The 12045-nt window shown below is 70.5% G+C and carries 9 protein-coding genes and 2 pseudogenes; all 11 read right to left on the reverse strand.

What is annotated here, in order from left to right; genetic code table 11:
* Positions 1-885 (reverse strand): annotated as a pseudogene (locus ACTWQJ_RS33870) (putative baseplate assembly protein); the annotation flags it as partial.
* Positions 882-3977 carry a putative baseplate assembly protein gene (locus ACTWQJ_RS33875; protein WP_443310315.1) on the reverse strand — a complete coding sequence of 1032 codons (3096 nt, stop codon included), beginning with the start codon at positions 3975-3977 and terminating at the stop codon, positions 882-884. The gene ACTWQJ_RS33875 and the pseudogene ACTWQJ_RS33870, both read right to left, overlap by 4 nt.
* Positions 3974-4360, reverse strand: a complete 387-nt coding sequence (locus ACTWQJ_RS33880) for a GPW/gp25 family protein (RefSeq protein WP_443310316.1) — start codon at positions 4358-4360, stop codon at positions 3974-3976. Before ACTWQJ_RS33880 ends, ACTWQJ_RS33875 begins: the two co-directional genes overlap by 4 nt.
* Positions 4357-4692, reverse strand: a complete 336-nt coding sequence (locus tag ACTWQJ_RS33885; protein ID WP_443310317.1) for a hypothetical protein — start codon at positions 4690-4692, stop codon at positions 4357-4359. The genes ACTWQJ_RS33880 and ACTWQJ_RS33885 overlap by 4 nt, the downstream gene beginning before the upstream one ends.
* Before the next feature lie 20 nt (positions 4693-4712).
* Positions 4713-5249, reverse strand: coding sequence for a phage baseplate assembly protein V (locus ACTWQJ_RS33890; RefSeq protein WP_443310318.1), 537 nt, complete (start codon positions 5247-5249; stop codon positions 4713-4715).
* 30 nt (positions 5250-5279) lie between these two features.
* Positions 5280-6419, reverse strand: coding sequence for a hypothetical protein (locus ACTWQJ_RS33895; protein ID WP_443310319.1), 1140 nt, complete (start codon positions 6417-6419; stop codon positions 5280-5282).
* On the reverse strand, positions 6412-6777 hold the full coding sequence (locus tag ACTWQJ_RS33900) for a hypothetical protein (RefSeq protein ID WP_443310320.1): 366 nt from the start codon (positions 6775-6777) through the stop codon (positions 6412-6414). Before ACTWQJ_RS33900 ends, ACTWQJ_RS33895 begins: the two co-directional genes overlap by 8 nt.
* Before the next feature lie 10 nt (positions 6778-6787).
* Positions 6788-7468 (reverse strand): hypothetical protein, encoded by a 681-nt coding sequence (locus ACTWQJ_RS33905; RefSeq protein WP_443310321.1) that lies wholly within the window; start codon positions 7466-7468, stop codon positions 6788-6790.
* An 18-nt stretch (positions 7469-7486) separates the two neighbouring features.
* Positions 7487-8176: a hypothetical protein gene (locus ACTWQJ_RS33910; protein WP_443310322.1), complete on the reverse strand. Its 690-nt coding sequence runs from the start codon at positions 8174-8176 to the stop codon at positions 7487-7489.
* Positions 8166-10859: a hypothetical protein gene (locus ACTWQJ_RS33915; protein ID WP_443310323.1), complete on the reverse strand. Its 2694-nt coding sequence runs from the start codon at positions 10857-10859 to the stop codon at positions 8166-8168. The genes ACTWQJ_RS33910 and ACTWQJ_RS33915 overlap by 11 nt, the downstream gene beginning before the upstream one ends.
* Before the next feature lie 69 nt (positions 10860-10928).
* Positions 10929-12045, reverse strand: a pseudogene (locus tag ACTWQJ_RS33920) (eCIS core domain-containing protein); the annotation flags it as partial.

The following is a 12045-nucleotide window of genomic DNA, read 5'->3' on the forward strand; positions in this document are numbered from 1 at the left end:
CCGGCTGACCTGCCGTGGGTTGGGCACTTCGGGGGTGGGCGGCTCGTCGCCGGGCTCGCCGGGGGTGGCGGGCTCCGCGGTCCAGCGGCGTACCTCGTCGATGAGCTCCTTCAGCGTCGGCGGGGCCGACCTGGGCAGGGAGATCGCCGTGATCCCGTCCTCCCGGTCGACGCGGGCCGCGGCGACGGGCAGCAACGTCCGCTCGCCGCCCGCCTGTTCACCGAAGACGAAGAGGAGCTGGTCCCCGGTCTGCAGGGAGTTGGCCGTGCCCTCGACGAACAGCTCCGAGCGGCGCTCCAGGTCCTCGGGGGTGACCAGGGAGGGGCGCCGGCGCCGTACCTTCAGCTCGTTGAAGTCCCAGCGGGCCGTCAGGTCGTGGCTGGTCTCGAAGGTCAGGGACTCCTCGTCGGCGGAGGCGGGCACACTGTGGCTGCGCGCCCCGCGCGGGATCAGCACCGGCAGCGTCTCGGCGCGCGGGTCGCGTTCGAGGGTGTAGGCGAGATGGGTGGCGGCGGCCACCCCGGGGCGGGGCCGGTGGCCGACGAGCCGGCCGAGCAGCACCAGGGAGCGGTGCTCGTTGGCGGTGCGGATGTAGGCCTCGTCGGCGATGCGCTCGGAGTGGAAGGTGAGCAGGTCGCCGAGGACGGCGGTGGCGTCGAGCAGGCCGATCGCCGGGTCGTCCGGGGTGCGGACGGTGAGCCCTTCGAGGGCCGGGTACGCGGGCGAGGCGAGCCGGTCGAGCAGGGCGGTCAGGAAGGAGCCGTACTCGCCGACGCGGTAGTCGAGGGCGGTGCGGCCGGGAGGATTGTGCAGGAGGGCCGGGGCCAGGCGTTCGTCGTGGCCGCCGCGGCAGGCGCCGCCGCAGGTGCATGCGTCAGCCGTCATCGGGCACCTCCCAGGGAAATCGCCAGCCGGCCGTTCTCCGGCCGGTCGGGGTCGTTGTCGCAGGTGGCGATCTCCAGCGGGCCGAGCCGCAGCACGCCGTCCTCCCTCTCTCCTCGGTCCTGCTCGAACAGCCGGCGCAGCCGGGTGACGTGCACGCTCTCGACGCCCGGGACGGCCGCGGCGACGGCGACCAGCCGGCTCAGCCGGACCGGTTCGCCGAAGGTCAGCGCGTCCGGGTGGAAGAAGCCGCGGGGACCGGCGCCGAGCACGCGGTACAGCTCGGCCAGGATCTGTCCGTGCTGGTGTCCGGGCGCGGCGCACACGGTGAGCGCGATGTCGAGCGGCACCAGCCGGGCGGGGCCGACGACGAGGTCGTGGCCGATGCGCCGGTATGTCTCCAGGGACTGGGCCACGGCAGCGAGCAGCTCGTCGGACGGGGTGCCGTCGCCGTACGCGTCGACGGCGATGTGCGCCTCCTGGACGCTGCCGGTCCAGCGCAGCTCGGCGGCCGCCCGCTGCACTCCGGGCAGGGCGGAGGCGAGGGCCGCGTAGTCCTCGGCGGTCACCGCGCGCAGGCGGGTGCGGCGCAGGTCGAGCGGCGCCAGCTGGCGTACCTGTTCGACGGGTTCGGGTTCGGTGCCGCCGGTGGCGGACAGCGGGTTGCGGACCACGGCGGCGGGCGGTGCCTCGCAGTCGTCCGCGACGACGAGATGGTTGATGGCCTCCGCGCCGACGTTGCCCGCGCTGCCGCCGCCGAGGCGGTAGTGGATCCGCAGGCGGGCGCCCGGGGTGGGGCGGGCGCCGTGCCGGCCGTCGCCGAACCGGAGGGCCAGCCGGCCGTCGTCCTCGAGTTCACCGACGAAGTGACGGTCGCGGGGGGCGCTGTCGAGCAGGTCGCGGCGGGGCTCCCAGACCTCGTCCCCGTCCTGGATGCGTACGGCGGGCAGGGCCCGGCGCGGGTCCTGGGTGAGGGCGCCGGTCGCGGAGCCCCGCAGCACCGGCTCGTCGGGGTGCAGTCCGGCCGCGTACGCCGGTCCCCAGCTGTGCGCGATCTCCCACGCGATGTGCCCGTCGAGGACCGTGCCCGCGCGGGCGCGTGCGGCGAGGACCTCGGTGCGGCGGAGCTTGGCGTCGAGCAACTGGTCGCTGCGGTGCAGGAGTTCGCGCAGCGCGCGGACGGGATGGAGGCGCAGTTCGAGGCGTTCCAGGATCTTCAGGCCGTAGATGACGGCGAGTTCGGAGATCTCCTCGTCGCCGAGCCCGTCGCGGTCGCGGGCGCTGCGCCACAGCTCGACGAGCCGCTGTCGGACCCGCCCCGGGATGGCGGCGATCCGCTCGGCCTGGCCCGCCGCCACGGTCCGGGAGTCGGGGAACGGCACGGCCTGCGCGACCGGGGCGCGGCCGAGGACCGGGCGGAAACGGGGCCGGATACCGGGGTAGAGGGACTGCGCGAGCAGTGTCCGCAGGGCGGCGGCCTGGGCGTAGGCCGTGCCCGGCACCACGCGCTCGTGGCGCTGTCCGGCGCGTTCCAGGCCGAGCCCGGCGCGGGTGGTGGCGGCCAGGCCGACGACGTCGAAGAGTTCGCGTACGTCGTCGGGGGTGAGGGCGTCACCCGACTCCGCCTGGTCCGTGAGGGAGTTGATGAGCCGCGCGGGCGCGTTGCCCTCCGTCCGGTCGGCGCAGCCGAAGACGGGCAGGTCGCAGGGGGCGACGACGGCGGGCTCGGGCGGCACAGTGGCCGTCCCCGGGGCGGGCAGGGAGCGGCCGTGGTCGACGAGGACGACGTTGCCGCGGGCGAGGGTCACGTCGTCGACCGGGAGGCAGTCGCGGCCGCCGCGGGTGCTGAGGCAGAACGGGAAGCGCAGGGCGTCCTCCGCCGCCCAGGTGACCTCCAGGACGGGCTGGTCCTCGATGCGGTCGACGGCCGGGAGCACGGAGGTCAGACGGACGGCCTGCCGGTGGCTCGGGTCCGCGTCGCCGGGGGTGCCGGTGCGCGGGCCCTTCACCTCCTCCAGGACGAGCAGGTCGCCGGGCTTCAGGGCGAGTCGGCGTTCGCGGCAGGTCTCCGGGTCCACCCACTCGTCGCGCAGGGTGGCCGAGGTGGCGCCCTTCGGCAGGGCGCACACCTCGCCGCCCCACGTCCACAGCCGGATCGCGTTGTGCGCGACGCGCAGCTCCAACTGGTCGGCGGCGACGACCGGTTCGAAGACCTCCACCGAACCGCGCTCGTCGAGGTCGGCCAGGTCGCCGTCCCCGATGACCGTGCCGGGTTCGGGGCGGTCGTGCGGGTCGAGGGCGCGGACGTCGACGGAGGCGAAACGGTAGGTGCCGGGAGCTAGCGTGTGGTCACCGACGGTTTCGACGGTGACGTAGGCCCGGGCGGTGCAGCCGTCGTGCATCGCGTAGTCGATGAGCCGTACGTGACGCCGTACGGAGACCCGGCGGCGGGCGGTGTCGAGGTAGGCCTCGGTGGCCACCGCGTCCTGCTGGTAGCTGATCTGGTCGCCGGTGTACGCCAGCAGCTCGACCAGGGTCATGCCGAGGTCGGCGGGGTTGCGTTCGGTCCAGTCGGGGGTGGTGAGCGCGAGGCGGTCGAGGAGCAGCTTGCGGATGGTGTCGTAGTCGCGCGCCGTGTAGTCGATGACGGGCGCGGCCGGGAAGCCCGGCTCCTCGGAGTGGTCGTCCTTGCAGTCGAAGGGAGTCGGGCAGTCGGGCCGGAAGGAGAAGGCCGCGCTGTGGTAGCGCTGGTCGAAGCCACGGAAGGGCTCGGTGCCGGGGCGGCCGTACGGGTCGGTCTCCACCAGGGAGAGGCGGTAGCGGGAGGTGTCGCCGGCCCGGTCGAGGGTGACATAGAGCCGGTCGTCGAGCTCGGGGTCCTCCTCGCGTTCGATGCTGACGTCGGTCGCGGTGATGCCGGTGATGCGGCGGCCGCCGTCGATGCGGACGTTCTCCGGGGTGAGGCCGTGCGGGGCCTTGCCGAGGAAGGTGACCGTCAGGAGCAGTCCGTCGTCGCTGACCTCGACGGCGTCGACTCCGTTGAGCTGGGCCGCTCTCACCTTGTTCCGGCGGGATGCGGTGGTGCCGGTGGTCATGCGGCCCTCCCTGCGAAGACGTCGTCGCGGCGGGTGCCGGTGGCGCGGACGACGTACGACAGGTACACACGGACGACGGTGTCCTCACCGACCACGTCGAGGGCCTCCACCTCGATGAGGTCACCGAGCCAGCGCTGCAGGGCGGCCTGGACGGACAGCTCGAGGGTGTTGATCAGCTCGGGGCTGTTCGGGGCGAAGACCAGGTCGAGGAGCCCGCAGCCGAAGTCGGGGCGCATGACGCGCTCGCCGGGGCTGGTGAACAGGAGTTGCTCGATCAGGTCGTGGACGTGGTCGCCGTGCCGGGCGTGGGCGGTGCGGCCGCGGCGGTCGGCGCGGAAGGGGAAGGCGATGTCGGTGCGGGTGGCGGTTTTCGTGGCGCTCATCGGACGGTGACCTTTCGCTGCGCGGCCTGGACGACGGGCGGTCCCTGCGGCACCAGGGCCGCGGTGAAGCACTGGGCCGCGGAGGTGTCGAGCAGCACGGGCGCGCCGTCGACCGTGACGCCGGTGCTGTCGGCGGTCCAGCGGACCGAGACGCAGGACATGGGCACACCGTCGACGGTGTGCGGGCAGCCGGTGACCACATAGCTGTGGGCGGCTGTGGCGACGGGGACACCGTCGCTGAACACGGCCCCGGTCGGTGTGGTGGCGGCGGTGACGCGCCCGCCGTGCGGGCAGCCGATCACGGCACCGGCGTCGAGCAGACTCGCGGACAACGTGTTTACTCCCCCGTCTTCTATCGCTTCGAGAGCACGGTCAACTGGCCCTCGTTGATGGTCACTTCACGGCCGCGCAGAACGATCTCGGCGCCCGCGCCGGTCGCGATGACCACGGCTTCCTCGGTGATACGGATGTAGGCGCCGCCCTTGGCCTGGAGCAGGATCCCCTCGTCGGTGCCGGGCGTGTCGCTCATGACGAGCTTGTGTGCCAGGGGCGTCTGGACGACGACCGGCTTGTTCGCCGCGTTCGCCCGGAGCTCGCGGCGCGCGTCGGGGGGCAGTTCCTCGGCGGCACCCCACCAGCACCCGGTCCACACCGGGAAGCTCGGGTCGCCCTGTTCGAACTCCACCCACACGCCGGTGCCGGGCGGCGGTACGACGAACTGTCCCGACTCGGGTCCGGTGAACGGCAGGCAGGGCAGCGCCCACGTCGACGGCTCGCCGCCGAGGACGTCCGGGACCTCGACGGTGATACGGCCGATGCGCAGCGGGTCGTCGTTGTCGACGACCCGGCCGCGGTACTTGCCGAGGTAGCGATTGCTGGGTGCCGCCATGGGGGACTGCTCCTGCTGGTCTCTGGGTGGTTACGGCCGGACGTGGGTGCTGCGGGCTTCCAGGCCCTCGCGGGAGAGGGTGAAGTTCTGCTGGAACGAGCCCGGGCGCAGGTTGTGCGTCACGGACTTGACGTAGTAGTCGCCGTCGTACGCCCGTCCCGCGCCGCGTACGCCGACGAGCTGGCGCGGCTGGAGGATGTAGCCGTGCCGGTTGACGTCGAGGGAGCCGGAACCGGAGACGACATCGGCGGAGATCGCGGCCCGGGCGAGCAGCTCGGCCTCGGCCTGCCCGCGTTGCTGCTTGGCGGTGCCGGACAGGGTGCGGCGCTTGAGGGCCGGGGTGGGCCGCTTGCCGAGGGGCGGACGCAGCGGGCTGATCGGCGGCTGCGGGAGGAGGGTGGACAGCCGGGTGTCCGGGTCCTGCCAGCGGGCCTGCGGCTCCTCGCGGGCGGTGCCGTCGTAGGCGAAGGTCAGCTGGTCGACGGTGGAGTTGGCGTCCATGTTGACGGTGAGGGCGTGCTGGCGGATGCCGAGGCGGACCTCCGGACCCCAACGGGCGGAGGACTGACCGGGGTTGGGCCCTGGCTCCAGATAGAAGGTGTAGCCGTTGGCGTGGGCGAGCTCGGTGACGTACTGGAGGTCGGTGCCGGTCTGGTAGTGCACGCGGAGGTCCTGGTGCGGGGGCTGGGCCACCTTCTCCGTGTAGACGTCGGGGCGGATGCCGTAGTCGGAGTAGCGGCGCAGGATGGCCAGCACCCGCTCGGAGGGCCGCAGGTTGGGGTAGCGGGCGGTCCGCTCCTCCAGGTCCATGAGGAGGGTGAGGTCCTCGCCGGTGACGGTGAGGGTGGAGTGGCCGGGTTGGTTGCTGGCGCCGACCTCGTGCCGTACGACCAGGCCGTCGAAGAGCACGCCGGGGGTGCCCCTGACGGTGACGGTGACGATGAGGCGGGTCTTCGGGTCGAAGAAGCCCTCGGGCAGCAGCCGGCGGCTGATGATGCCGTTCTTGGTGAGGTCGAAGGCCAACTGGAAGCCGCTGCGCTCACCGGCGGTGGCGGTGATCTGGGCGGACAGCAGGGCCTCGGTGACCTCGGCGGGGACGGGCCGGGCGAGCTTGGGCCCCATGAGGAGCGTGATGTGCACGGGGCCCTGCCCCACGGGCAGATCAAACACGCCGGTCCCCCCGGGGGAAGCCGCCCGCGAGCGGCACGTCGATGGTCCGGCCCGCCTCGTCGGTCAACTCGCGTGGATCCAGTACGGGGTTGGCGTCGGCGATCTGCCACCACTGGGCGGGGTCGCCGTAGTACCGCTGCCCGAGCAGATCGGGGCGGTCGCCGGCGGCGACGGTGTGCTCCTGAGCGTCGCCGCCGTCCAGAGGTGGCAGCAACCGCCGCTTGGTGTACCGGACTTCGGTCCCGTCGGGCCCGCGGTGGATCCCGATCTCGGCATCGTGGTAGCGGCTGGTGCGCGGGTACGGGTGGGCGCCCGGTATCGCGTCCAGTGCGCTCTCGTACGGCTCGATGTCGGCCATGAGGTGCGGTTCAGCCCCTTCCGATCACGGCGTTGGTTCCGGTGAGCCCGAGCGAGCCCAGGCTGCCCCCGCGTGCCGCGGCGGCGAGACGCTCCTTCTGCGCGAGGTGCGCCATGTAGAGGTCGGCGCCGCGGTGTCCGGCGGGCAGGTCGCTGACGGTGAGGATCTTCATGCCGATGCTGAGGGAGGCGCGGATCGGGTTGAGGTTCACGTCGAACGCGGACTCGTTGACGGAGAGCTCGGTGAGGCGCACGGGCATGACCCGCTTGCTCCCCCACGTGAACAGCGTCAGCGGCATCTCGATCGGACTGATCTCGATGGTCCCCTGCTGCGACAGCCGGCTCGCGGCACGCAGTTGGGCGGTGGTCGGCTGCACCAGCATTTCCAGCGTGGCGAGCTGCGGGTGGATCCCGTCGGGCGCGGCGATCTCGAACTGGTCGGTGGCGTCGATCTCGGCAGTGAACTTCCAGGTCTCCTGGGCGGGACCCTTGAGCCGCAACGCCTCGTTCCGGTCCCCGCTGCCGCCGCCTCCGGCGTCGCCGCTGTCGCCGGCCGACTGGGGGGAGACGCTGCGCTCCAGGGTGTCCGGGTTGAACTGCAGCACGATGATGCGCTGCGGGGTGCCGGTGTCGGGGTTGACGACGACGATGCCCGAGCGGATGGGTTTGGGGATGTCGGCGTAGCGGGTCATGGGTTCCTGTCCCTGTGTCTAGCGGAGGCGTTCCGCGAGCCGTGCGTGCAGGGGCGCATAGTCGTGGTCGGGGAAGACACTCGGGAGGATGTCCAGCATCGCCTGCAAGTCCCGGGCTGTGCCGACGTATTCCTCGTCGTTCAGCGGTGCCTCTGTGAAGAGGTGCTGCCAGTCGAAAACGCCCTTTGTCAGCCTCAAGGTCTCCATGTACTCGGCGTAGTCGAGATCCATCTTCCACAGGCTGTTTGTCCGGTGGTCGGAGAACCAGATCTCGGGATTCTCCATTCCGGGCTGCAACCGCACCGCGACGAGGGAGCCTGTGCCGGTGAAAGGGCTGGAGTCGATGACACGGAACCCGGTGGCCAGTTCGCGCTGTTCGTCCGAGTACAGCGATGACGGGAATTCAGGCGCGTCCTCGTGCACCGCCAGAGGCAAGGGACTGAGCCGGAACTCTCCTGCCAGGTCCGGGTGGGGAGGAACGGTCTGCCATTGGCTGCCCAGCTGCGAGAAGCGAATGTAGGCATTGCGGAGTTCGGCACCAAGTTCGACGCCTTCCCACTCCGCAAGGTCGTCGAAGAGCGAGTCCTCCGCAGTCAAGTCGATATCGTCCTGCACCTCGTTCAACACATCGATCGCCGGGCTGTCGCGCAACTCGTCGAGGACTCTGAGCCAGCCCTCTTCGTACGCCGTCGGCTCCTCAAGCTCCATTCCCTCTCCCAAAATACAGCCGCTGCTTCTGCTCGGCCCCTTTCAAGGCATCGATCACTCTCAACGCCGCAGCCAGTGCGGCAGGCCCCGAGGCCTGCGCCTTCAGCTCGGCTTCAAGGTCTCCCATTCCACTGAATTCCTGCTTCGGTTGCTCATCCCTGAGCTTTATGACCTTCTTGGCGGGGCCGGCGGCCAGCCTTGTGACCGCCACAATTTCCTTGTCGGTCGCCTTGTTGAGATCGATCACGAGCGGGGTGTTTCCCGTAGCCTGCCACGGCGGCGGGTCGAATTTTCCGCGAGTCCAGGATCCGTCCGGGCGATTCTTCCGCTGCCAATGCCCCTTGGGGTACTCATAGCTTCCCCAGTACATGTTCACAGCACTCGGGAATCCGGGATGAGCGCTCCGCATGGTGATGTCGACGTCATACCAGATCATTTTCTGGAGTTGACCGGTCCCCCCGGGTTTCTTTCCGATCGCGCGGGCGGCGGGGTGCTCGGCCCCCTCCCGTGCGCCGATGTTGTCCTCGCGGGTCGCCGGCGCCAGGTTCGATGTCGAGGCATGACCTCCCAGAACCGCCGTGAGCATGTGCATACGCACCCAGTCACCTCTGTTGGAGAGGCCCGCAGCGACGACACGGTCCCAGCCCAAAGGCCATGCGTCCGGACGATGCGAGGCTTCCGTGCCCACCGGAGTGCTCTTCTTGATGTAGTGCGCCCTGAAGGACTGCGCGGTGTCCCCGTCGGAGAACACCGGAAGAACGGTGTCCGGCAGGGGCGGCTCGTCCGCGCCTCGTGAACGCTGTTCCAGGGCTGTCGCGAGCTTCTCCATGAGCGCCCTCAAGGCACGCAGTTGCCGCTCGATACCGGACTGGTCGCCTGACAGGAAGATCGGTTCCCCGTACGAGGACCGCCCTGTGCGTCGGTTGTACCTGCCGTTATCGGTCTCCCGCTCGGGGAGACCGTCCTGAGCCTCTTCCACCAGCTTCCGCAACGCTTCCGCCTGCTTCCGGGCCGCTTCCTGATCGGTCCGCAGCTGCTGCTGTTCGGAGATCGGGGGCGAATTGTTCTCCCGTTCCCAGTCGTTGATGTACGCCGTGATCGCAGCCAGGGTGCTCCGCATGGCCAGGTCGGCGCTCCTGCCCTTGCCGTCGAAGAGCAGCGTGTGCATCGAGCCGTCCACGGTGCGGAAGCGGACCGAGGGGAGGTCGTAGTCCTTCCTGCCCTCCTGCTGCCCCTGCCTGTCCCGGTCCCTTGTACGGTCCCTGTCGCGGTCGCGTGACCGGTCCCGGTCGTTCCGGCGCCGCCACTGGTCCCGCAACCTGCGCAGCCGGTCGTTCAGCCTGTTGCCGAGTTTGCGGCGGGCCTTGCCGAAGAGCTTGCCGGTGGCTCGGCGAGCCCTGTTGACAGCCGACTTGATGGTCTGGCGGGCGCGGCTGCCGGGGCGGCGGTCGCGGTCCTTATCGGTGTCGCGACGCCTGTCATCCGTACGCCTGCTGTCCGGACGGCGGTCGTCCGGACGCTTGCCGTCGTCCTTTCGGCGGCTGTCCTCGGGACGGTTCCTGGCGCGGCCCCGGTCGTCCGTACGGTCCGTGTCGGACCTACGGCGGTCCGGGCGGATAGTGTCGCGGGCCGGGCCGCGGCGCGACGGGGCGTCGGGGCCGTCGTCCTTGTCGGTGCGCGTGCGCTGCTCCGCGTCCCGCATCCGCTTCCGCGCGGCGTTGACCTCGCGGCCCTCCTCGCGGCGCCGCTCGTCGTCGCGGCGCTTCTTCGGGCGGGTGGTGTGCGAGGGGCGCTTCTTCTCCGGGGAGGTGCGCTTGCCGGGGCGTGGCCTCGTCGGTGGGCGGGACGTCCTGTCCGTGGAGGGCTTGCGCGGCGTCGGGCGGTCGTCGTCCCGGCCGGACGGGCGATCGGTCGGGCGGTCCGGGGCCGGCGACCGGTCGTTGGTCGTGGGCGCGGGGTCCTGGTCCTTGGGCTTGCCCGGAGCGTTCGGCTGGGCGGGCGGTGCGTCGGAGCCGTCCGGCTTGTCCTTCTTCTTGCGGAGGTTCTTCAGCATGTCGCCGAGCTTGTCGGCCACCTTGCCCATGAACCTCCCGACGCCCTCGATCAGGAACTCGTAGATCAGCTCGAGCAGGGCGACGACACCGGCCGCCACCGCCTTCGCGAAGGGCAGGGCGCCATTGCCGCTCTTGACCGACTTCAGGAAGTCCATGAACAGGCCGAAGGCGGCGAGGATCTCGCTCAGCGCGCCCCATGCCGTCTTCAGGGCGTCGATGATCGCCATGACCCAGCCGGCCCCGGGGATCAGCTTCGCGACGACCTTCTCCACCACCAGCACACCGATGATGACCGGGAGTTGGGGCAGCGCCTCGTCCCACGCCATCTGAGCCATCTGCTCGACGGTCACCCCGCCGGAGATCAGCTCCTGGAAGTCCTCCATCGGGATGCCGATGATCTCCTGGACCTTCTGGTTGAACCAGGCCTTCACCGCGCTGGTGACCTCGTTGAAGAGGTGCTCCCTGGCACCGGTGTCCGCGGCGGCCCCCGCCTTGCTGATCCAGTCGCCGGGGTCGGAGACGATGTCGTTGAAGATGGCGGCCCATTCACCGAGGCCCTCCACGACGGCGGCGCCGAACTCCAGCGCACCGACGGTGGCGGTCTCGGCGACCTCGACGGCCGCCAGCATCCCGGTCTCCAGGACGTCGAGCCCCGCGAGCAGCGCCCCGCACAGGCCGTCGAGCAGCTTCCCCGCGATCTACTTGAGGCCGTCCGCGATCTGGTTGACCTTGTCCACGGCCCAGTCGCGCGCACCGTCGATGGTGTTGCGCCACTTGTCGCGCATCGCCGGGTAGTCGGCGAGGAGTTCGTCACCGAGGGCGATCAGGGCGTCCGCGAACTTGTTGATCTTGTCGATCACCCAGTTGCGGGCGTCGTCGATGAGCTTGAAGACCTGCTGCTTGAACTTGTCGATGAGGTCGGTGACGATCTGCCGCGCCTTCTCGAAGACGCTCTTGATGGCGTTCTTGAGCTCCTCGAAGAACTGCTTCAGCTTTTCGATGGCTTCTTCGAGCCAGTTGTCGGCGTCGTCCTTGCCCTCCTCCTGCTTCTTCTCGGCCTCCTTCTCGGCGTTGGTCTGCTCGTCGGTGATCTTCTTGTTGTCGTCCTGGGTCCGCTTGTCGACGTCCTTGTCGGTCTGCTCCTCCTTCTCCTTGATGTCCTTGCGGACCTCGTCGTACTTCCTGCCCTTCTTGCCGTCGATCTCCGCGGTCTTGTCGTCCTGCTCCTTGCGCCACTTGTCGCGGGAGTCGGCGATGTCGGAGCGGCCCTTGTCCCGGGCGTCGGCCTGCTGCCTGCTGCTTCTGTCGACCTCGCGCTTCAGGTCCTGATCGTGCTTCTGCCGGTCCGCCTGGGCCTTGTCGTCCTTGGCCCTGCGCTCCTGCGTCATCCTCTGCCGGCCCTCGGTGAAGCCGGCCTGGATCTGCGGACCACGGTCGTGCTCGGCCACGGCGGACGCGGACTCGATCGGCACCCCGCCGCCGGACATCGTGCGCCCGGCACCCTTGGCGTTCTTGCCGTTGCCGCCGGGCACCTTGCCGGTCAGGGTCTCCTTGGGCACGTCCGGGTAGATCTGGTCCTCGCCCATCGGGCGGGCCGCGTCCTCCCGGCCGGAGCGGTGCAGTTCCGCCTTCCGCTCGTCGAGCTTCTGGCCCTGTTCGTCGGTGCGCTGGGGGTCCGAGTCGTTCTCCAGCGGCAGCCGCGGTGCGTCGCCCACCTTGGCGTTCTGCAGGCCCTCGTCCTTCGTCGGGAGCCCGAGGATCGAGTCGATCAGGTCGTCGAGGGGCAGGATCTCCTTCAGGAGCTTGCCGAAGAGC

Origin of the sequence: Streptomyces sp. KR55, assembly GCF_052245645.1 — a bacterium.
Taxonomy (GTDB): domain Bacteria; phylum Actinomycetota; class Actinomycetes; order Streptomycetales; family Streptomycetaceae; genus Streptomyces; species Streptomyces flavusporus.

Excerpts from the sequence above, each read along its gene's own strand:
- ACTWQJ_RS33910 (WP_443310322.1), bottom strand. The coding sequence starts at position 8,176 with ATGGAGCTTGAGGAGCCGACGGCGTACGAAGAGGGCTGGCTCAGAGTC.
- ACTWQJ_RS33915 (WP_443310323.1), bottom strand. The coding sequence starts at position 10,859 with ATGCTGGCGGCCGTCGAGGTCGCCGAGACCGCCACCGTCGGTGCGCTG.
- ACTWQJ_RS33905 (WP_443310321.1), bottom strand. The coding sequence starts at position 7,468 with ATGACCCGCTACGCCGACATCCCCAAACCCATCCGCTCGGGCATCGTC.
- ACTWQJ_RS33900 (WP_443310320.1), bottom strand. The coding sequence starts at position 6,777 with ATGGCCGACATCGAGCCGTACGAGAGCGCACTGGACGCGATACCGGGC.
- ACTWQJ_RS33875 (WP_443310315.1), bottom strand. The coding sequence starts at position 3,977 with ATGACCACCGGCACCACCGCATCCCGCCGGAACAAGGTGAGAGCGGCC.
- ACTWQJ_RS33880 (WP_443310316.1), bottom strand. The coding sequence starts at position 4,360 with ATGAGCGCCACGAAAACCGCCACCCGCACCGACATCGCCTTCCCCTTC.
- ACTWQJ_RS33890 (WP_443310318.1), bottom strand. The coding sequence starts at position 5,249 with ATGGCGGCACCCAGCAATCGCTACCTCGGCAAGTACCGCGGCCGGGTC.